Source organism: Pseudoalteromonas sp. T1lg23B, from assembly GCF_002964665.1.
Lineage (GTDB): Bacteria > Pseudomonadota > Gammaproteobacteria > Enterobacterales > Alteromonadaceae > Pseudoalteromonas.
The window spans coordinates 790,974-812,299 of the sequence record NZ_PQBZ01000034.1; the positions used below are offsets into that span (position 1 = coordinate 790,974).

23 protein-coding genes are annotated in these 21,326 nt (G+C 43.1%); 4 read left to right on the forward strand and 19 right to left on the reverse strand.

Annotated elements, in window-relative coordinates; all coding sequences use genetic code 11:
* Nucleotides 1-38: 38 nt before the first annotated feature.
* From adk to recR, 3 genes are all read right to left on the reverse strand, one after another.
* Nucleotides 39-683, reverse strand: coding sequence for an adenylate kinase (adk, locus tag C2M32_RS11995; protein ID WP_070984846.1), 645 nt, complete (start codon nt 681-683; stop codon nt 39-41).
* A gap of 155 nt (nt 684-838) precedes the next feature.
* Nucleotides 839-2,752, reverse strand: a complete 1,914-nt coding sequence (htpG, locus tag C2M32_RS12000) for a molecular chaperone HtpG (RefSeq protein WP_105168630.1) — start codon at nt 2,750-2,752, stop codon at nt 839-841.
* Between the two features lie 160 nt (nt 2,753-2,912).
* Nucleotides 2,913-3,515, reverse strand: coding sequence for a recombination mediator RecR (recR, locus tag C2M32_RS12005; RefSeq protein WP_105168631.1), 603 nt, complete (start codon nt 3,513-3,515; stop codon nt 2,913-2,915).
* Nucleotides 3,516-3,779: 264 nt separating this feature from the next.
* Here recR and C2M32_RS12010 point away from each other — a divergent pair, with 264 nt between their 5' ends.
* Nucleotides 3,780-4,589: a hypothetical protein gene (locus C2M32_RS12010; RefSeq protein WP_105168632.1), complete on the forward strand. Its 810-nt coding sequence runs from the start codon at nt 3,780-3,782 to the stop codon at nt 4,587-4,589.
* Nucleotides 4,579-5,457 (forward strand): RNA polymerase sigma factor, encoded by an 879-nt coding sequence (locus C2M32_RS12015; protein ID WP_158678212.1) that lies wholly within the window; start codon nt 4,579-4,581, stop codon nt 5,455-5,457. The genes C2M32_RS12010 and C2M32_RS12015 overlap by 11 nt, the downstream gene beginning before the upstream one ends.
* 151 nt (nt 5,458-5,608) lie before the next feature.
* Here C2M32_RS12015 and C2M32_RS12025 read toward each other — a convergent pair whose 3' ends face one another.
* The 7 genes from C2M32_RS12025 to C2M32_RS12050 form a co-directional block, all read right to left on the reverse strand.
* Nucleotides 5,609-5,935, reverse strand: coding sequence for a YbaB/EbfC family nucleoid-associated protein (locus C2M32_RS12025; RefSeq protein WP_105168635.1), 327 nt, complete (start codon nt 5,933-5,935; stop codon nt 5,609-5,611).
* A gap of 58 nt (nt 5,936-5,993) precedes the next feature.
* Nucleotides 5,994-8,240 (reverse strand): DNA polymerase III subunit gamma/tau, encoded by a 2,247-nt coding sequence (gene dnaX / locus C2M32_RS12030; protein ID WP_105168636.1) that lies wholly within the window; start codon nt 8,238-8,240, stop codon nt 5,994-5,996.
* Nucleotide 8,241: 1 nt separating this feature from the next.
* A complete protein-coding gene (gene apt / locus C2M32_RS12035; protein ID WP_105168637.1) occupies nt 8,242-8,787 on the reverse strand; it encodes an adenine phosphoribosyltransferase in 546 nt (181 codons plus the stop codon).
* Nucleotides 8,788-8,946: 159 nt separating this feature from the next.
* Complete coding sequence (locus C2M32_RS21030; RefSeq protein ID WP_267894531.1) at nt 8,947-9,069, reverse strand: hypothetical protein; 123 nt, start codon at nt 9,067-9,069, stop codon at nt 8,947-8,949.
* Nucleotides 9,070-9,144: 75 nt separating this feature from the next.
* Nucleotides 9,145-9,885, reverse strand: coding sequence for an HvfC family RiPP maturation protein (locus tag C2M32_RS12040; protein ID WP_105168638.1), 741 nt, complete (start codon nt 9,883-9,885; stop codon nt 9,145-9,147).
* Nucleotides 9,885-10,727, reverse strand: coding sequence for an HvfB family MNIO-type RiPP peptide maturase (locus C2M32_RS12045; RefSeq protein ID WP_105168639.1), 843 nt, complete (start codon nt 10,725-10,727; stop codon nt 9,885-9,887). The genes C2M32_RS12040 and C2M32_RS12045 overlap by 1 nt, the downstream gene beginning before the upstream one ends.
* A gap of 63 nt (nt 10,728-10,790) precedes the next feature.
* Nucleotides 10,791-11,327, reverse strand: a complete 537-nt coding sequence (locus tag C2M32_RS12050; protein WP_105168640.1) for an HvfA family oxazolone/thioamide-modified RiPP metallophore — start codon at nt 11,325-11,327, stop codon at nt 10,791-10,793.
* 154 nt (nt 11,328-11,481) lie between these two features.
* On the opposite strand from C2M32_RS12050, the gene C2M32_RS12055 reads away from it, so the two are divergent.
* Together C2M32_RS12055 and C2M32_RS12060 are read left to right on the forward strand one after the other, a co-directional pair.
* Nucleotides 11,482-12,474, forward strand: a complete 993-nt coding sequence (locus tag C2M32_RS12055; protein ID WP_105168641.1) for a tRNA-dihydrouridine synthase — start codon at nt 11,482-11,484, stop codon at nt 12,472-12,474.
* A 29-nt stretch (nt 12,475-12,503) separates the two neighbouring features.
* Nucleotides 12,504-12,863, forward strand: coding sequence for a conjugal transfer protein TraR (locus C2M32_RS12060; RefSeq protein WP_105168642.1), 360 nt, complete (start codon nt 12,504-12,506; stop codon nt 12,861-12,863).
* Here the strand turns inward: C2M32_RS12060 and C2M32_RS12065 are convergent.
* From C2M32_RS12065 to C2M32_RS12105, 9 genes are all read right to left on the reverse strand, one after another.
* The gene (locus C2M32_RS12065; protein ID WP_158678213.1) at nt 12,860-13,858 is read right to left on the reverse strand and encodes a hypothetical protein; all 999 of its coding nucleotides are present in this window, start codon (nt 13,856-13,858) and stop codon (nt 12,860-12,862) included. The genes C2M32_RS12060 and C2M32_RS12065 overlap by 4 nt on opposite strands.
* 61 nt (nt 13,859-13,919) lie before the next feature.
* On the reverse strand, nt 13,920-15,179 hold the full coding sequence (locus tag C2M32_RS12070; RefSeq protein WP_105168644.1) for a tetratricopeptide repeat protein: 1,260 nt from the start codon (nt 15,177-15,179) through the stop codon (nt 13,920-13,922).
* An 11-nt stretch (nt 15,180-15,190) separates the two neighbouring features.
* Nucleotides 15,191-15,805, reverse strand: coding sequence for an energy transducer TonB (locus C2M32_RS12075; protein WP_070984817.1), 615 nt, complete (start codon nt 15,803-15,805; stop codon nt 15,191-15,193).
* The gene (locus tag C2M32_RS12080) at nt 15,805-16,209 is read right to left on the reverse strand and encodes an ExbD/TolR family protein (RefSeq protein WP_105168645.1); all 405 of its coding nucleotides are present in this window, start codon (nt 16,207-16,209) and stop codon (nt 15,805-15,807) included. Before C2M32_RS12080 ends, C2M32_RS12075 begins: the two co-directional genes overlap by 1 nt.
* Before the next feature lie 14 nt (nt 16,210-16,223).
* The gene (locus C2M32_RS12085) at nt 16,224-16,748 is read right to left on the reverse strand and encodes a MotA/TolQ/ExbB proton channel family protein (RefSeq protein ID WP_105168646.1); all 525 of its coding nucleotides are present in this window, start codon (nt 16,746-16,748) and stop codon (nt 16,224-16,226) included.
* A complete protein-coding gene (locus C2M32_RS12090) occupies nt 16,748-18,112 on the reverse strand; it encodes a MotA/TolQ/ExbB proton channel family protein (protein WP_105169290.1) in 1,365 nt (454 codons plus the stop codon). Before C2M32_RS12090 ends, C2M32_RS12085 begins: the two co-directional genes overlap by 1 nt.
* A gap of 6 nt (nt 18,113-18,118) precedes the next feature.
* Nucleotides 18,119-18,889 (reverse strand): DUF3450 domain-containing protein, encoded by a 771-nt coding sequence (locus C2M32_RS12095; RefSeq protein ID WP_105168647.1) that lies wholly within the window; start codon nt 18,887-18,889, stop codon nt 18,119-18,121.
* A 413-nt stretch (nt 18,890-19,302) separates the two neighbouring features.
* Nucleotides 19,303-19,941 carry a CatA-like O-acetyltransferase gene (locus tag C2M32_RS12100; RefSeq protein ID WP_158678214.1) on the reverse strand — a complete coding sequence of 213 codons (639 nt, stop codon included), beginning with the start codon at nt 19,939-19,941 and terminating at the stop codon, nt 19,303-19,305.
* Nucleotides 19,942-20,013: 72 nt separating this feature from the next.
* Nucleotides 20,014-21,054: a Leu/Phe/Val dehydrogenase gene (locus tag C2M32_RS12105; RefSeq protein ID WP_105168649.1), complete on the reverse strand. Its 1,041-nt coding sequence runs from the start codon at nt 21,052-21,054 to the stop codon at nt 20,014-20,016.
* Nucleotides 21,055-21,326: the final 272 nt, after the last annotated feature.

Below are 21,326 nucleotides of genomic sequence, written 5' to 3' on the forward strand. Positions count from 1 at the left end.
GCCAGTCACTGACTGGCTTTTTTTTCGATAATCTACAATTACCCTAACAACTGAGCAAGTTGTTGACTTACTGCGTCAACAGCCTGTGTTCCGTCCAGTTTATGGTATTGAGTATTACCCGCATCGGCTTCCGCTTGATAGTATGAAACCAGAGGCTTAGTTTGGTCGTGGTAGATACCAAGACGCTTACGCACTGTTTCTTCCACGTCGTCATCACGAATAATTAAGTCTTCACCCGTCACATCATCTTTGCCTTCTACCTTAGGTGGGTTGTAAACCACGTGGTAAACGCGACCAGAACCAGGATGAACGCGACGTCCGCCCATACGTTCAACGATGATTTCATCAGCAACATCAAACTCGATGACGTGATCAATGCTGATACCATTCTCTTTCATCGCGTCGGCTTGAGGAATAGTACGAGGGAAACCATCAAGTAAGAAACCTTTTGCACAATCTTCTTTAGCAATGCGCTCTTTAACCAGACCAATGATGATTTCATCAGAAACTAACTGACCTGCGTCCATCACTTTTTTAGCTTCTAGGCCAAGTGGTGTTCCCTCTTTGATAGCAGCACGTAACATGTCACCAGTAGAGATTTGTGGAATACCGTATTTGTCCATTAAAAACTGTGCTTGAGTGCCTTTACCTGCACCCGGTGCGCCTAAAAGGATAATGCGCATAATTATGTTCCTCGTTTTCGGGGTTAATTTGAAATTGGCTAAATTTTTTCACATGCGTCCAAGATTCTCAAGCGACTTATACTAATTGCTTAACTTAATAGTCATATAAGCGTAAAAAAGGGGCGCTATGGCCCCTTTTCTATGTTTAGTTAAACTTATTTGCTCAGTTCAAGCATTAGTTTATTAAGACGTGTTACAAATCCTGCCGGATCTTTGAGGCTACCACGCTCTGCTAGTAGCGCCTGATCCAGTAACACTTCAGACCATTGTGCAAACTTATCTTCATCTTGTTCAACATTTAAATGTTTAACAAGCTGATGCTCTGGGTTTAGCTCAAATACAGGCTTCGCCTCTGGCACTGCCTGACCAACAGATTCCATTAGCTTTTGCATCTGTGAGCTCATGTCGTGTTCATCTGCAACAACACAAGCTGGTGAGTCGGTTAAGCGGTGTGTAAAACGCACTTCTTTAACTTTGTCACCAAGCACGCCTTTAACACGCTCAATCAAGCCTTCAACTTCTTTTTCGCTCTCTTCTTGCGCTTTTTTAGTTTCTTCGTCGTCCAAGTCGCCTAAGTCTAAGTCGCCTCGTGTAATTGACTGAAGCTGCTTTTCAGCAAACTCTGTTAAGTGGCTCATCATCCACTCGTCTACACGATCAGAAAGCAATAACACCTCAATGCCTTTCTTACGGAAGATTTCTAAATGAGGAGAATTCTTAGCCGCTTCAAAGCTGTCAGCAACAACATAGTAAATCTTGTCCTGACCTTCTTTCATACGCTCAATATACTGCTCTAAAGACACATTCTGTGTGCTTTCATCTGTGTGAGTTGAGCTAAAGCGTAGCAATTTTGCAATTGCATCTTTGTTTGCAAAGTCTTCCGCTGGGCCTTCTTTAAGTACTTGACCAAACTCATTCCAGAAAGTTTGATACTCTTCTGGCTTGTTTTTACCCATGCGCTCAAGCATTTTCAGCACACGTGAAGTACAACCCTTGCGAATCGCTTGTGTGATCTTGTTGTCTTGTAAAATTTCACGCGATACGTTCAATGGCAAATCATTAGAGTCTAATAGACCTTTTACAAAGCGCAGGTAACTTGGCATAAACTGCTCTGCGTCATCCATAATGAATACGCGTTGCACATACAGCTTCAAACCACTTTGACGGTCGCGATTCCATAAATCAAACGGCGCTTTTTTTGGAATGTAAAGCAAGCTGGTGTATTCAGTTTTACCTTCGACCTTGTTGTGCGCCCAAGTCAGAGGCTCTTCCCAATCATGGCCAACGTGTTTATAGAACTCTTTATATTCTTCGTCACTTATTTCAGACTTATCACGGGTCCAAAGTGCCGTTGCGCGGTTAATCGCCTCCCACTCGCCCGGCTTACCTTCAATTTTCTCGCCATCTGGACCTTCCGATTCAGGCACCGGCTCTTTATACATTTCAACAGGGATTGAGATATGATCTGAGTATTTGGTGACGATGCCACGCAGTCTGAAATCATCTAAAAACTCTTTTTCATCTTCACGAAGGTGAAGAATGATATCCGTACCGCGGCTTTGCTTTTCAACTTCAGCAAGCGTGTACTCACCTTCACCTTTAGAGTGCCATTCAACAGCACTTTGCTCACCAGCCTTGCGTGTAACCACAGTTACAGCATCAGCTACAATAAATGCTGAATAGAAGCCAACACCAAATTGACCAATCAACTGAGAGTCTTTCGCTTGGTCGCCTGTTAAGTTTTGGAAAAACTCTGCGGTACCAGATTTTGCGATTGTACCCAGTGAGCTGATCACTTCATCGCGCGTCATACCAATACCATTATCTGAAATAGTGATGGTATTTGCGTCTTTGTCTACGCTAACACGTACACGAAGCTCTGCGTCACCTTCGTATAAGTCACCATTTGATAAGGCTAAAAAGCGTAGTTTATCTGCTGCGTCAGATGCGTTTGACACCAGTTCACGTAAAAAGATCTCTTTGTTTGAGTACAAAGAATGGATCATTAGGTTTAATAGTTGTTTGACTTCTGTTTGAAAGCCTAATGTTTCTTTTTGAGCTGCGGTCATTGTTCTCTCCGGTATAACCAATAGATGCAGTGTTAATATGTCAAAGGATATGGGGGAGAGTTTTTTAACTTCAAGGGGAAAAAATAAATTAATTTGCCAATCGGCATGATCAGAGTGTGTTCCATTTCACTCTGAACACTTATAAATCATTACATTATGTTTAACTTAAACTGCGTCGGCCTGAGAATGCATGCATCAATGTCATACCGTCGACTAAATCTAACTCACCGCCGACCGGCATACCATGTGCTATACGTGATGCCTCAACTTGATATTTTTGGCACAGCTCAGCAATAAAGTGCGCGGTTGCTTCGCCTTCAACGGTGGGGTTGGTTGCCAAAATCACCTCATCAATATTGCCCGCAATAAGTTTTTTCTCAAGGACATCCAAGCCAATTTCTTTAGGCCCAATACCATCAATCGGTGACAAATGGCCCATCAATACAAAATACAAGCCTTGATACTGGCCCGTTTGCTCAATTGCTAACACATCTGTAGGCGACTCAACTATACAAAGTAGACGACTATCTTGACGCTTAACGCTTTGACAAATATCGCACTGCGCGGCCTCAGAAAAAGTTCGACATGATTCACAATGACCAATCACCTGCATCGCTTTAGTCAAACAATTACCAAGTTGCGTACCACCGTCTCGGTCTCTCTCAAGGAGGTGAAACGCAATGCGCTGTGCTGATTTAGGACCAATGCCAGGTAAACAACGAAGGGCTTCGATAAGGGCAGTTAAACTAGGTGATAATTGCATAAAATACTGTTTTCTAATTGGCTTGTCAGGATTCACCTGACATGCGTTTATTTATATTTCGAAAAGTACCACAACCATCATGTAGAGTACACTGTCGCTTGTGGTTAAAGCTCTTTCGGCTTAACTTATATCAGGTACCAAACAGCTAGAAAATCGCCTATTTCGAACACAATTTTGAGTTTTTCAAAAAATTGTACCAGAGCCGACTCTTTTCAAAAGTCCTATCCGTCTTATTAATAACACACTTAAATTTTGGAGTTCGTTATGTGTACATCTTCTACTCACTCTGGTGCTTTTGCACATGGTCAATTGCAAGAAGTGTTCGAAAACATTTGGTTTGTTGAAGGAGGCTGGGATATGCCGCTACTTTTGAAGCCAAGGATCTCACGTTCAATGACCATAGTAAGAAACAGCGATAACACGCTAACCCTCATCAATAGCATGCAACTAAGTGAAAAAGGACTCAAGCAGCTAGATGCGCTAGGAACAGTCAAAAACGTCATTCGCTTGGCATCCATGCACGGTGCCGATGATGGCTTTTATAAAGCACGATACAATGCCACCATTTATGCGCTAAAAGATACACAATACACCAAAGGGCTGCGCACTGACGTAGAGAATACACACAGTTATTTTGAACCTGACGTGTGGCTTGATGAACACACCAATTTACCGCTCGCGGACGCGCAGCTTTGGGTAATGAATAGCCCCAAATTAAAAGAGGGTTGTATCATATTAAATCGTAACAACGGTATACTGCTGGCAGGTGACGTGCTGCATAACACACCAAAGCCCAATATATTTACCAACTTACCTGCGAAAATATTCATGCATTTATTTCGTTTAGCTAAGCCCTATAATATTGGGGTAGGCTGGTGGCTTATGACTCGGCCAAGTGGCAATGAGCTAAGAGCAATACTGAACTTACCCTTTGAACACGTACTGCCCATTCATGGGCAACCTGTAATAGGCAATGCCAAAGAGAAATACACAAAAGCCATTGAACATTATGCCGCACTTGCCGAGCGTAAAAAGTGGCATGCACCACAAGAGGCAACTCAGCATGGTAAATAAGTGCACAAAACACGAACCTATCGTCACAGAGCAAGACTTACTCGCTCACCTAAGTGAAGTTCGCCCTACTCTACATCGTTTTTGTACGCGTATTACGGGATCTGTATTTGACGGTGAAGATCTAGTACAAGCGACTTTGCTGCGAGCCTACCAAGCGCTAGCACACAGCGCCCCGATAAACGATTTACTGGCGTGGTTATTAAAATTAGCCCACAACCTAATGATAGATAATCACCGAGCTGTGCAAGCTAGACCAGAAGGCCATATGGTCGTGCAAGAACCCATTGATATCGATCAAGCGATACACAATGCTGCTCTAGACGACCTAGACTGGCTGATGACCTTGCCACCGATACAGCGCAGTGTACTAATACTCAATAATGGTTTTGGCTATAGCGCACAGCAAAGTGCCACACTACTTCACACCACAGAAGATGCCATCAAATCAGCATTAGCTAGAGCCAGAGGACAACTAAAACACTATATGCCAAGTATGGAGAAAACCATTAGTGATGACGATACACGCCGTTTAAAGCTGTATACCGAACTGTTTAATCAGCGTAAGTTTGACGATCTATTAGCACTGACCATTGACGAAATAAAGTTAGATATGGTGGCCAAAGCACAACTACAAGGCAAAAAAGACATTCAGTTTTACTTTAGTAATTACAATGCACTCACCGACTGGCATGCCGAACCCGGTATGGTAGAAGGCAAGCCCGCCATGCTGGTGTTTGAGCCAGCTATTAGCAAAACCACACCTCAATATGTGGTGTTACTCGAATACGCTGCCGATGCACTTAAACGCTTGCAAGATTTTCGCTATGCACGATATGTGATGGAGTCAGCAAAGTGGCAACAGGTATAGAAACTGATAACGTCAGATAACAGATAACAGATAACAGATAACAGATAACAGATAACAGATAACAGATAACAGATAACAGATAACAGATAACAGATAACAGATAAAAAAATAGCGCCATCAGGCGCTATCTTTAAAACATTTATCTAAAAAATTAGAACGGCATTTTGAAGCCTGGTGGTAATTGCATACCGCCAGTGATGGCTGCCATTTTCTTTTCTGACTCTTCAGCAACGCGACGCACTGCGTCGTTACATGCTGCTGCTAGTAAGTCTTCAATCATGTCTTTGTCGTCTTCCATTAGGCTTTCGTCAATTTCTACACGACGTACATTGTGGCTACCTAGCATGGTGACTTTAACAAGGCCTGCGCCAGCTTCACCAGTTACTTCAAGATTTTTAATGTCTTCTTGGGCTTTTTGCATGCGCTCTTGCATTTGCTGCGCTTGCTTCATCATGTTACCCATTCCACCTTTAAACATAATATGCTCTCTTACAATCAATTCAATTGGGCTAAAAGATAAGGGCTATTGTCGTTGATTACAATGCCTGAACTGTATTTTCGTCGACCGTTGCATCAAATTCTTGTACAAATTGTACTACGTTAGCGTCCTGATTAATGACATCTACAGCCTGCTGATAACGGTCGGCGTCTATTTTCTGTTGTATTAAATAAGGGGAGTCAATTACCCCTGGCGCAAAGCTTATGTCCAGTTGTACTTCGTAACCGTATATCTCACATAAGGATGCTGTTAACTTCTGCCGTAACATTGGGCTATCCAGATGGTGCTGGCTTTGATCTACTTCTAGCTTAAAAGTATGCCCGTCTTTAGTAAAAATTGAGTGCAGCGCAAATTGACGCATTCTACCACCCAATCCCATGCGTTTAATCAAATGTGCCCATTCATCTTGCTGGTGAGCAAATTTGATGTCACTGATTGGACTACTAAAGTCTTCTGGCACCGGAATACTCGGCGCTTGTGGCTCAAGCTCTTTTTTACTCGCTGCTGGTGCTATCTGCTGTAATAGCTCTGGCGCAAGCTTGCTTTCATCTGTTTTGTGGCGAGTTTTAAAGTCAGCTTTCTTTTTTATTGGTGTCGGTGGTTGGCTTATCGGCGCTGGCTGCGCCTGAGGCTTTTTTGCATCATCCTCCGAAGCTCGCACCAATTGGCCCGCACCGGAAATATTCCGGTTTTGTAAAATACGCGCAATCGCCGATTGCGCTTGCTGTTCTTGCGCTGCGAGGTTTTGCGCTGGCGCTTCGCTGTGCTGCACCTCAGCCGAAGGTGAGGATGTTTGCTCAGCTAGTTGATGCTCTGGAGCAGGTGTAAACCCTTGTTCACTTGCCTGCGCCATCACCTGTTCATACTGCTGTGAGAATTCTTGCTGCATTGCTTGGTCAGCATCATCAAACTCTGTTTGCTGAACAGTCTCAACCGATTCAATTGGCTGGGCCTGCGGTTCCTCAGCGATTTCGACTACCTGCTCCGCGACAGGTTCCTGTCTCACTGGTTGTTCAGCATCGATTTGTTGGGGGGCAGTATTTTCGTTCTGCGTGACTGTCATCGGCTGCGTAGACTCAATCATCGGTGTGCTGAGCGTGGCATTATTCGACTTATTAAGTAGCGCGCGTAAGCCCCCTACTTTGCTGTTTGACTCTTCTACTGGTTGCGCTGGCGTTATCGTTGAAGTTGCTTGTAAATTGGTTTTTTCAAAGGCCAATAACCGTAGCATCAACATCTCGAACCCCAATTTCTGCTCGGGCGCCCATTGAAGGTCACGTTTACCATTAAGGAGTAGCTGATAGTACAGCTGAACCTTTTCAGCTCCGATCTGCTGCGCAAGGAGCGCAACGTCTTCGGGGTCAAAGTCACTCAAACGTGCCGCTTGTGGCACAAGCTGAGCCAGTTGCATTGCATGTGTCAGTGCTATCAAATCATCTAATACACTGACAAAATTGCCGTTCTGTGTCGCTATATTGTCCACAGCTTGCAGGAGTGTTTCGGCTTCTTGACAGGCGATCGCAGTCAATAAGGTGACTGCATGTGCGCTATCCATCAACCCCAGCATTTGCTGCACAGCCACAAGCGTCAGCTGGCCATTGGTCTGCGCAATCGCTTGGTCGGTCAAACTCAAGGCGTCCCGCATACTACCGTCTGCGGCTTTAGCTAGCGCTTGGAGTGCTTGCTGTTCAAAGCTGACCTGCTCTTTGGGCAAAATATCGCTCAGTTGCGTAATGATCTCTTGTTGCGACATTGCATTGAGGTTGAACTGTAAACAGCGTGACAAAATAGTCACGGGTAATTTTTGCGGATCGGTTGTCGCAAGCAAAAACTTAACGTGTAGCGGAGGCTCTTCAAGAGTTTTCAATAACGCATTAAAACTGTGCTTGGAAAGCATGTGTACCTCATCTATCAGGTACACTTTATAACGACCACGAGTCGGTGCATACTGCACGTTATCTAGAATTTCTCTGGTATCTTCCACTTTGGTGCGAGAAGCCGCATCAATCTCAATGAGGTCAATAAATTTCCCCGCTTCAATATCCAGACAACTGCTACATTGGCCACAAGGATTAGAGGTGATCCCTTGGTCGCAATTAAGACTTTTCGCAAAAATGCGGGCGATGGTAGTCTTACCAACGCCCCGGGTTCCGGTAAACAAGTAAGCGTGGTGCAACCTTTGTTCATTTAACGCATTAACCAATGCCTGCTTAACATGTTGCTGTCCCACCAACTGGTGGAATGTTTGCGGACGCCACTTTCTTGCCAGAACCTGATAACTCATATTATTCGCCTTCGAACTCTACGAGCTTAAGCACTTTAATACCCATATCCATCACTCGCTGCTCGCCACCTAGCTCTGGTAGTGAAACAACAAATGCTGCGTCAGTAGCATTACCGCCTAAACGTGAAACTAACTTTGCAGTTGCTTCAATTGTGCCGCCAGTAGCCAACAAGTCATCCACTAGTAATACTTTGTCTCCTTCCACGATTGCGTCCGCGTGCAACTCTAGAATATCTTCTCCGTATTCTAACTGGTAAGACTGAGAAATAACTTCTCGTGGCAACTTGCCTGGCTTACGTACCGGAATGAATGGAATACCTAAGGCATATGATAATGGCGCACCGAAGATAAAGCCGCGAGACTCAGTACCAATTATTTTTGTAAATCCTTGGTCTTTATAAGCCGCGACGAAACTATCTACGGTTGCCTGAAACGCTGTTGGGTTTGCCATCAGCGTTGTTACGTCACGAAACATAATACCCGGCTTAGGATAATTAGGAATCGTAACAATACTGTCTTTGATCATAGACGAATTAACTTGTGTCATTTTGGCACGCTTTGTTAAATAAATTTTCAAAACATTGATTATAACAAGATTGACCAAACATGGAACGCTATGGAAAAGGAATATGAAGGAAACTGCGCAGAACGTTGTATTAATGTACAAAAAAGGCTGCAAATGCAGCCTGTTCAATTCTTAACTCGCTTAAGCAGCAAGCGCTGTTGCCCAGCCTAGAATTGCATTTAAACATCCGATGCCTGCAAAAACAGCAAGGAATGCAATAAAGTAAGTTGCATTGAACGGATCTTTAAATTCACCTTTAGACATAATACTACCTTATTTTTAGCACGACAAAACGGCGCACATAATAGTCGATATGCCTTTTGGGTTAAAGTATTAATGTCAATTTTTACTGGCAATAATTCCCAGCCCAGTGAAAGCGGACAAGGTTTGTTGCGCGCCCACATAAAGTTGCTCAAAACTAAATTGTGGTAGCTGTTGATGCACCTGTTCAATTAAATCTCTGAGCATAATTCCCGGAGTTTGCTCAACTACTTGTAACAACATCGCCGTCATAGCGTTAGACGATAAAAAGGCGACCTCCTCTTCTTCATCTCGATAAATCACAAAATAGTGTGGTTGGTCGCTTGGTTGCTGTGGTTGAAAATCTTCACTTATTTGATGTACTGGATACTGATAACAGAGATTTCTCGCAGTATCTTTAAAGTACAATGGTTGCTGTTCGATATCACTGATACCGATATAGTCATTGCTACTTTGATACACTGCCACATCTAATTCCGACCACTCATAATGAGCAAGTTCCAACATAAATCCGCGGTCCGTTACTTGAGGCTCATACTCAAATTGCAAAAAGTATAAAAACTCCTGACTGATTTCTAAAAAATAAGGTGACTTACAGTCATGCTCAACAAAAAATTGTCTTACCAGTGCCTGCCAATCCGATTCAGCGTACAAACTTTTTAGAACCGGAAACGCTGATGATACAAAGCCTTCAATATTATTAAAAAATAGCTCTCTATAAACTTCGAGTCGCCGATCTTCGAGATTACTCGGAGCGGCCTCGCGTTCTGGATTTCTAATATGCGCCATAAAAGCGTTTTGCACATCAATAAACGACATCAAGCCACCCCTTTAATGTGTTCGATAAACGGCTTTTGGATGGCATGAATATGCCCCAGCTCAGATTGTAGCTCCGACATACTGGGAATATTGAAGTCTCTTTCAAGCAAAGTAGGAAATACACCATGCAAACGGTACGCCTGCTCAAGCAATTGCCACACAGGGTCACACACGTCAGCACCGTGCGTGTCTACCAATAAGTCCGCAGCTTCTTCATAATGGCCCGCAACATGCCCATAGGCCACCCTATCACTAGGCATAGCTTGCAAAAACGCTAATGCATCATAGCCATGGTTAATGCTATTTACATAGATATTATTGACATCAAGTAGTAAATCACAATCTGCCTTTTCTAACACGGCTAATGTGAATTCTAATTCTGACATTTCCTGGCCTGGAGCCGCGTAATACGACACATTCTCTACCGCGATGCGTCTTTGTAATATATCCTGAACCTGTCTGATCCGCTGAGCAACATGATCGACGGCTTGTTCTGTAAACGGAATAGGCATTAAGTCGTACATATGCCCCGTCCCTGAGCAGTAACTCAGGTGTTCGCTGTAGAGCAAAATATTGTGTTCATCAAAAAATTGCTTTAATTCTTTTACAAATTCAACGTCTAAAGGCGCGGGAGACCCTAATGATAGGGACAACCCATGACAGATAAATTTATGCTTCTCTGTTAGTTGCTTAAACTGACGACCAAATTTACCACCCATTCGGACCCAGTTTTCAGGGGCAACTTCAAAGAATTGCGCTTGTTTAGGTGCGTCAATCAATATGTCATCAAGCATTTCTCTGCGCAACCCAAGTCCGACCGCACCTAGTTCACTAATTTGCATTTTCTACCTCTACATAAAGACAGAGCAACCGAAGTTGCTCTGCATTTTGCAATCAATCAGTGATTAGCGTGAACCGCATTTGCCTTCGCCACACTTACCTTCTTTCTTACCTTTGTGCTCGCCACCGCATTTGCCTTCACCACACTTACCTTCTTTCTTACCTTTGTGCTCGCCACCGCATTTGCCTTCGCCGCACTTACCTTCTTTCTTGCCTTTGTGCTCGCCACCGCATTTGCCTTCGCCGCACTTACCTTCTTTCTTGCCTTTGTGTTCGCCACCGCATTTGCCTTCGCCGCACTTACCTTCTTTTTTGCCTTTGTGCTCTTCGCCACATTTGCCTTCGCCGCACTTACCTTCTTTTTTGCCTTTGTGCTCTTCGCCGCATTTGCCTTCGCCGCACTTACCTTCTTTCTTACCTTTGTGCTCTTCGCCGCATTTGCCTTCGCCACATTTACCCTCAGTACCGTCTAGCTGATAGCCAGCTGTCATGGTTTCAAAAGCAAATGGATTTGCTTGCGCGTCTGTCGCAGTTAAGCCAGCTGTACCAACAACAACAGCACCAAGTGTTAAAGCTATAGAATTTTTCTTTATTGTGTTCATGACGATTTCTCTTTTAGGAATAAACGATTCTTTGTACAAGACCATTGATGAACTAGAAATATTTCATCAAAAAGCTAAAAAAAGCAAATTTACACTTAGCAATTCTTTATGGCTCGTTTAAAATGGCCGCCTTTTAAGCCAAGCACTGAGTAGTATGAAACTAGTATTAGCCCCAATGGAAGGCGTTGTAGACTTCAAGATGCGCCAATTACTTACAGATATTGGCGGCTTTGATCTGTGCGTGACAGAGTTTATCAGAGTCGTAGACCTTACTCTCCCACGACGTGTTTTTACGCGATACTGCCCAGAGTTACTCAACCAAGGGAGAACGCGTTCCGGCACCCCAGTAAGGATACAATTACTCGGACAGGTACCCCATGTATTAGCAGCTAATGCTCGAAAGGCCGTTATGCTTGGCTCACACGGTGTTGATCTGAACTTTGGGTGTCCAGCAAAGACGGTGAATAAAAGCAAAGGCGGTGCGGTGTTGCTAAAAGAACCCGAGCAAATCTACCAAATCATTAAAGCGGTAAGAGAAGCTGTCCCCCCTGAGCATGTGGTTAGCGCGAAAATTCGCCTCGGTTTTGATGATGACAGTAATAGCACTGAAATAGTTGACGCGGTGCAAAGCGCTGGCGCTTCGAGCCTTGCCATTCACGCAAGGACTAAAAGAGACGGCTACAAACCGCCGGCTTATTGGGAAAAGATCCCACCTCTACTATCTAGATTATCAATCCCCGTCGTTGCAAATGGTGAAATCTGGCAAGTAGAAGACGCATTACTATGCCAACAAAGGAGTGGTTGTACCGACTTGATGCTAGGTCGAGGGGCGCTCGCAATGCCCGACTTGGCAGCCAAAATAAAAGCCAAAGTACACAACCGCCCTCACCAAACACTGAGCTGGGAAAATGTAATTTATCATATCCTTCATTCGTCTATGCACCAGGATCCGAATGTAAGCGAAAAGTACTTTTCAGCGAGAACCAAACAATGGCTGGGCTATTTAAAACGCCAGTACCCTGAAGCCCACATTCTTTTTGAGGAAATTAAAACACTCAAACATAAAGATGATGTGGTTTTAGTGCTTGAGAAATACGCAAAGTGTCCGTCACTTGATTCAAATCATATTAGTTCGTTACAAAGCTGATGATAATAGACGCTCACAGGAGGGCGACTATGAATTCAGACAAAACAAGACAATTTCAAGAGCAGCTGCAGAGCGAGTTAACGTCGGTCAGACATGCTTTGCTTGACGAGTTGAAACAATCGAGCCAAAAATTTGCTAGCGAACTTGCTGAGTTATTGGAGCAAAGCTCGCCTTCAGAATGGTTAGATATTGCAGCAACCCAACTTAATCCTCAACAGTACCCAAACTTTCAAAGATTGGTAAAGCTTGAAGCCGCACTATGCCAAATTGATATAGGCCAATTTGGCTACTGCTGTGATTGCGAAACGCAACTAAACATGCACGATCTAATGGCCGATCCGACCATTCAACGATGTCACAGCTGCTGCCAAAAAGCCCATACCGATTAGAGATGAGATAAAAATACCAGCACGCTGGCGGGATGCAGCGCTACATTCTCCACCAAAGTGGATGCTTGCTCATCTGTCAGCTCTACTCGCGCTTGGAGCGTTATCAAAGCTTGTTTGTAAGACCAACCTTGGTAGTGCACGCCTAAGTCTATTTCCATTAGTGCCAATAGCATACGCTGAGTGCGCGGTATTAGCTTTAGCTCACATTGAGCCAAAGTAGCAGGCATATTAACGTAGTTATCGCGCCAATTGAGGCCTTCTATTTGCTGGCAATGCTGCATTAGAACTTGCAGTGCTGCAGGTTTATATAAATCAAACGACTCGCCCACAACGGGTTTATCATTATCTTTAGAAAGGGCTTGTTGTACTTTATTAAGCAATACATTGGGCGCTAAGGGTTCGCCGTAGTAGAAATTCAACTTACTTTGATACCACTCTTTGCCATTTGGTAATTGATATAACCCTATGCCACTTCTGGGCTTATATGCTCTTAAGTACTCCATCAGCAAGTTACCAGACGGCTGATTGAGTACATAACCTTTTAGTTTATCAAGCTCCACACGTGATAAATAGATATTGCTCTGTTTTGCAGATTCCAACGTTTGTATTAGCGTTTCAAACCAATTAGCTAGCGCCTCTTGTGAAACATTTTGTTGTAGCGCAACATCAAGCACATTCACATGTGTAGGCCAAGGAAGATATCGCTCTGGATAGCGTTGCTGAATCTTTAGGTAGTTTATCTCGTCGCGCTGCGACTTGGTAAGAGTGCGCTCATCTATGCGTTGATAGATAACGTGCCTTCTTTTCAGGTAGCTCTCTGAGAATGGAAAAATCGGATTGTGTTCAATTGACTGCGTTGGTATGAGCAAGCTATTTAATAACTGAATCTCTTGCTTTGCGGCGTGATAATTAAGCTTGGAAGTATTCTTTTCACAACCAGCAAGGTGTATTGCAATGACTGCACTTGTCAGCAGTCGCAGTGTATTACAAATCATATTTGGCATAGCAATTTAAGGTAATTTGGGTAATAAAAAAGCCCCTTGCGGGGCTTCTTCTTTAGATCTTAACGCCGTTGCGTTGTGCTTTGTCCTTAATGAACGTTGCCCAACCTCTTGCAAACTTACGTGTTCTTGGATCTTCTTGTGCTTTAACGATTGCTTGATATACTTGCTTATATTTTGCTTGATATAAGTACGCTTCAGCAAGGTCAGAATACGTGCTTCCTTCCTTATCCGTACCAAGTTCAAGCGCTTTATTCAAACGCTCAACCGCTGCACTAAACTTCTGCTCAGTTAACAGTAAGCTACCCGCTTTTCTATAAAGCTCAGCGTCGTTGTCAAACTTTGCTGCTTCTTCATAATACTTAGCTGCATCAACTAAGTTTTTAGCTTGGTGATGATAGCTCGCTATCGCTGATACATTACGCTTATTACGCTCAACTTTACCTTCTTTAACCGCTTTTTCAAATACCACAGCGGCCTTGTTAGGAATATCGTTAAGCGAGTAATAGCTGCTTAGAATCTTATAGTGGTTTTCTTTATCAAAGTAGCCCTTGTTATATGCTACTTCCATTACAGTTTGACCTTTTGAATATTCTTCAATCTGCATGTAGAAAGAACCCAACTGAGTCCACATTTTTGGATCTTCTGGGAACAATTTCACTAATGTTTCAGCAACTTTTACTGCGTCTTTGTATCTTTTAAGCTCAAAGAAAGCACCGATTTTAAGCATATGGTATTGCTTGTTTGGTTCTTCTTCTAGCTTAATCGCCTTGTTAGCAGGTTCTTCAACTTTAGCGTATTGCTTTAACTCATAATAACCCTGAGCGATACGTGCATATACTTTTGAATCTTCTTCACCAGTGAAGTCCATCCAATCTTTGTATGTTTTAATCGCTTCTTGGAATTTACTCGTTCCAGCATACAAGTCACCTAGCAACTTGTATAAGTCTGCTTGGTCTTTAAAGTTGAGCGCATCAGGAGCAATGGCTAAGCGAATATACTTAATCGCATCATCATACTGCTCTTTTTGTGCATACATGTTACCGAGGTAACGGTTAACCGTTGCTTTGTCAAAATCATCAGACGGTTCAAGTTCTCTAAGCAAAGCAATTGCTTCGTCGATCTTGTCTTCGTTGTACAGGTCAAAAGCTTTTACTACTTTCTTACCCGTACGTTCGCCCATGATTTTAGTTTTGGCGTTTTTACGTTCCTCAATCTTTGCATAATCAGGCGCAGCGACAACAGCAGTGCTGTAAACAGTGCCTGATAAAGACATAAGTAGCGCAAGAGCTGTAGCTTTCTTAAATTGCGTCATTTCTTGCCTCCTTAACCTTGATTGAGTTTAAAGTCTAGTTGAACCGTGATCCCAGGTTGCTTCTGAGGTTTCCCATCAACAATCTTTGGACGATATTTCCACTTACGTAATGCACGGATGGCTTCACGGTTGAAAATACGCTTTGGTTCAGCGTCAATAACTTCTACGTCTTCAACACCACCTAGCTCATTGATGGTAAATGAAAGTTGTACCCAACCTTCTTTACCGTCACGTGCTGCTTGAACCGGATACTTTGGCTCAATACGTACGATTGGTGTTGCGTCGCCGTCGCGACCGAACTCACCAGGGCCACTCAACCCGCCTGATGTACCCCCTAGGTCGATGCTTGGCATGTTAAAGCCAATTGCACCAGCCGCAGGGTTAGCAGTTTCTGGTTGAGGCGGCTGCGGTTTAGGCGGCTGCTTCGGTGGAGGTGGCGGTGGAGGCGGAACACGTTTCCGCTCCTGCACCTCAGATTCAGGTGGATTCGTCAAAATTTCGACCACTATCTGTTCTTTTTTCTCATCAGCCCTATCAGCTCCGCCGGAGATTAGGTATGACATGAAAAAGAATAAGCCGAAAGTAACTGCCCCACCTGCAATCAGTGAAAACAGAAAACGAATCATTACTTAGCTCCAGCTATTGAAATCTTCAGGCCGTCATCAGTTGCCTTGATTTGGTCCATTACTTTAACAACCACACCGTGCTTAGCACCTTTATCCGCTTGGATAATTACGGTCTCAGTCGGTTGTTCTGCAAGGATACTTTCAAGGTTAGCACTAACACGCTCAACATCTACTTGACGCTTATCCATCCAAATTTCACCATTCTCACGAATAGCAATAAAGACGTTCGCATTTTTAGTTTGTTGAGCTTGAGCAGCCTTTGGCTTCTTAACTTCAATACCAGCTTCTTTTACGAAAGAAGTGGTAACAATGAAGAAGATTAGCATGATGAATACGATGTCAAGCATCGGTGTCATATCTACTGCTGCATCTTCCTCTTCACGAAAACGTTGTTTACGTGCCATATTTATATCTCTCTCTAGTGATGTGGCAAGCTGTCAATCAGCTGTTCTTTAGCCATTTTCGCTCTAGCTTCCAAGCGAGTGCTGAAGAATACACCTGACAGTGCCGCAACCATTCCTGCCATTGTTGGTATCGTTGCCATTGAGATGCCTGATGCCATCAAACGTGCATTACCAGTACCTTGCGTAGCCATGGTTTCGAAAACCGAAATCATACCTGTTACTGTACCTAGTAAGCCGATTAGTGGACACATTGCAACCAATGTTTTGATAATCAACATACGCTCATCTAATTTCTCAGACGCTTCAGAAATCCATGCATCGCGGATTCTGTGTGCGTACCAAGACGTGGTGTCTTGGCGGGCGTCCCACTTAGCTACAATATCCGCTTTCATTTTTGGATATTCAGCTAGTAGGAACCAATAGCGCTCAATCATTAAAACCCACATAATAAAGAGTGCTATCGCGACCACGTATAAAACCTGGCCGCCTGTGCCAACAAAATCCCTGATAGATTCCCAGGTCTCCATCAGGACTAGCATTAGGCTTTCTCCTTCTCCGCGTGTGCAGCAACGATGCCTGCACTTTGCTCGTCAAGGATATGTAGAACAGCTTTACTACGACCTGAAACGATAGCGTGTAATAGGATTAGAGGTAGAGCAGCAATCAGACCTAGAGCTGTAGTTACTAGCGCTAGAGAGATGTTACCTGCCATGATCTTCGGATCACCAGTACCAAATAGCGTGATTGATTCGAAGGTTAAGATCATACCAACAACCGTACCTAGTAGACCTAGTAGCGGTGCAATAGCAGCTAAGATCTTGATGATGTTGATACCAGCTTCAATGCGTGGCGTTTCACGTAGAATCGCTTCATCAAGTTTAAGCTCTAGGTTTTCAACGTCTTGGTTCTTGTTGTCATGGTAAACTTTCAAGATACGACCAAGTGGGTTGTTTGTGTTTGGCGTGTTGATGTTTTTGATTTGCGCCTTGATTTTCGAACCAACCATCATTAGGTCTAGGAAACGAACAAGTGCTAGCAACGCACCTACTGCTAATAATGCAGTGATGATGTAACCAACCGTGTCACCTTGGTGCCAACGTTCTTCAACCGTTGCACGCTGCGTGTTTAGACGCAAGATTGAACCACGAGTTGGGTCAACGTAAAACTTAGTGTAAGAACCAGCAGATGTGCCAAGTAGCGAATCAACAGTGTCTAACACGTAACCATCAGGTTGTTTACCTAATGGAGTGATTGCTTTGTTAGCTGCATCATAAAGTACATAACCGTCTTTAGTAACTAAGTTGAAGTTACCTACACGAGTTACCTGCTTAACGTTGATTTCACCGCTAAGTTCAGCAACTTGAGCTTCAAAAGTTGATACTTTTGCAGACTCAGTCATTTCAGTTTGGAAAGCAATCCAAAGCTCTTCTAGTTCGCGAGTAGTTGGTAGTTCTTTTGCAGCTGCAAGAGAACGAAGTACTTCAGCGCGTCCTGGTTTTTCAGCAGATACTAGTGATGCTTCGATTGAACCGATAGCTTCAGCAGCTGAACGACGTACAACACCGAACATCTCACCTAAAGTACCTGTAGCGTTTGCTAACTCAACTTCTTTTTCAGCAAGTGTGATTTCGTTTTGCTTGAACTCTTTGTTCAAACGATCACCACGAGCTTTTTCAGCTGCTAAGTCGCTTTTCGCTTTGTTAAGAAGCGATTGTTGGTTTGCGCGAGAAGATAAGAATTCTTGCTCACGTTGCTTGTTGATTTTACCTTCAGAAATACGGTTTTGTTTTACTTCTTGTAGGATTTTATCAAGAGCTTCTGTATTTGCGTGTGCATTTAGCGCGGCACCTGCAGAAACAGATAGTGCAGCGGCTACTGCAAAGCCTTTAAATAGTTTCTTCATTTTCACTTACTCCGCGCCAAAGATTGGTAATGCAACTAGATCTGGGGCAGCCTGACCACGTGCGATACGGATCATGTCTTTTACAGGCTTAAGGTATTCTTCACCTAGCTCATCCCACTGTTTAGCAGTATTGTTCCAAACCCATGCGTGCTTTAAGTCAAAAGACTGAGCAACATAAGCTACGCGGCCAAGGCGTGCGAAATCAACGTTGATGTTTTTGCCGCCAATTTCAAGTGAACCTTGAGAAGCAGCCATTACTGAGCTGTAATCAGTTTCAATAGTGTAAGCTTCAAGCACTTGACGGAATTTTTCCGAAGTAGTTACTTTAGAATTCGAAAGTAGTTCACGTAATTTTTCAACGCGACCCATACGTGTTTCTGTATCAAACGGAACGTCCGCTTTGATGAATTGCTCAAGCGTATCGATCATGCGATACATCAAAGGCACAACGTCCTGTTTTGTCTTTTCAATAGTTCCGATCTGACGATCAAAAGATTCGATGCCAGCTCTTTGGTCAGCGACCAAACGGGCAACGTGGTCGTTATAAACTTTTAGCAGTTCAGTTTCGTCAACAACACTGCGGTATTCGCCGATCATTTCCTGCGTCTGACCGAAGATATTGTCGATCTTTTCTTGAGACTTTTTAGCAGCCATTTGAGTTTGTTGACCTACTTTTTGTACGTCGTTCAAAGGATCTGCAATCACATTGCTGCTTGCAAATGCTGTTGCGCCTAGAAGCGCAGTAGCTACAAGACTCTTTCTGATTTTAACAGACATAGTTCCCAACCAATTAAGTAATGTTACTTTTATAATTTTATCACCCCCTACTAGGGAGCAACCCTGATATCTTTTAACAGATATCAACTGTCCAATAATGCTAAATGCAAGTCGTCGTGTCAACTTCACTCGCAAAACAAATTTTCCAGCTTTAAAAAAATAAACTCGATATAAAACAAAAAATTAACATGATATTTTTTAAGCCCCTCCTATAACCATTGATAATAAAGCAGTTACATCACAATATTTACATTTGATTACAACTAAGGTTTGCTTTGTGATCTCTTCTTTAATTTCGCTGCGAGCCGTTATAAACCTTTGAATATTATAAACAATAAAGTTTATAACTAAAAAATCATTGCCATTTTTGCATCATTTTAAGATTTTTAGCTAATTGTCTACATTTCAACCGCTTATTTAATTAGCTCTGAAATTACTTTATTAAGTGTAGTCAAAAATTGCGCAACGTGAATACCATCTAACAATGCATGATGTACTTCTATGTTGAGTGGTATCAGGCCGCTGTCCTTTTGATACTGTCCAAATACAAACTTTGGAATACCCGCGCATGCTGACGTGTTGGTCGTTGCATGCTCGAAGCTGCTGAAATTAAACCAGGGTAAAATAGAGACATGAATTTGCGCCACACTAGTTTCTCGTAGCGTAAACTGCTCATCCAATAGGGTCTTATTTAAAAACTGCTGTTTTTGTTTTGCAGCATGAGCCGCAAACTCGCTGATGTCTCGCTGCAACATCAAGGGGATAAAACGAAACGTATCATCTTCTTTCAAAAAGACGGTACTTGCTATCAGCTCGTCTACTTCAACAGGAAGTTCGTCAACAATTCTATAGCGCATCGGCTTGTAACCGTTTACAGCTTTGAGTAAACAATACAGATAACAATCAGTAAAAGAGTATTGCTTTGATTTGGCGTATTGATACAACAACGATAAATCAAGGTTGGTAGTAATATTAAACTGTGGTTTATCAAACCCTTTGAAAAAATAAAAGTGCTGAGCGCGTGGCCAAGTGTCTAGGTTGATCTTTTTCATACTACAACATACATCAAAAAAGGGTATGCAGAGCATACCCTTTTCAAGCGTTTGATTCGAACAATATTGAGCTTACAAGCCCTGAGCGATGATCTCTTGCGCAAGTTCATCTGCGATGATGTGCGTCGATTTCTGCTCACTTTCAGAACGTGCGAAGATTTCCGTCAAGGTATCGTAAATACCCTCTACGTGCTTAGTTGCATCTTCTTTGTTATATCCTTCAGGCTTGGTTTCATAGTATACGTTTATGATACCACCTGCATTGATCACATAATCAGGCGCATACAGTACACCTTTCTCACGTAATATTTCACCATGACGTGATTCAGCCAACTGGTTATTAGCGCAACCAGCAATAATCGTTGCTTTAATACGTGGAATTGTATTGTCGTTGATAGTTGCACCTAACGCACATGGCGCATACACATCGACGTCTAAGTCGTAGATTTCGTCAATGCCTACAGCAGTCGCACCAAATTCTGACACCACTCTATCTATTGAGTCTTGGTTAATGTCAGTCACAAATAGTTGCGCACCCGCTTCATGTAAATACTTACACAAGCTATAGGCTACTGCACCTAGCCCCTGAACAGCGACTTTGACGCCCGCCAGTTCTTGATGACCATGCTTATGTTGGTAAGCCGCTTTAATTCCTAAAAACGTCCCTAGCGCTGTGAAAGGCGACGGATTACCACTTTTACCTTCTAAGCCAAGTACATAATTGGTTTCTTTATGCATCATCATTACATCACCTGTGGTGATGTTCACATCTTCAGCAGAGTAATAGCTTCCACCTAAGCGCTCTAAGTGCTTACCAAATGCTCTGAACAGTGCTTCAGACTTTATGGCTTTCGCATCACCGATGATCACTGACTTACCGCCACCAAATGGCAAACGAGCCACTGCATTTTTGTAGGTCATTCCCTTTGATAAACGCAGCACATCGTAAACTGCATCTTCGTCTTTCGCATAGTTCCATAAACGACAGCCGCCTACCGCTGGACCTAACTTAGTACTATGTACTGCGATGATGGCTCTTAAACCCGACGCTTCGTCGGCACAAAATACCACTTGTTCATGATTATCAAATTCAACTTGGTTAAATACAGCCACTTTTAGTTCTCCGATAATGTCTCACCTTGAAGGTGTTGATAGCGCTGAAATTGGCAAAACTCTAACACTAACTTAGCGCACACGCCAGAAAATGAGATGATCATCCTACTAATTACAATTAATTTGAATAATGTAGTTAAATATATTTCAAATCTGAAATATACAGCCCCAATATTACTGGGTTTTCGATTTATTTAGCTAATAAATTTCAATATACCGCAAGGGATGTTTACGTAAACGTAAAGCACCAACCGGATGTACAGTTATAGTTA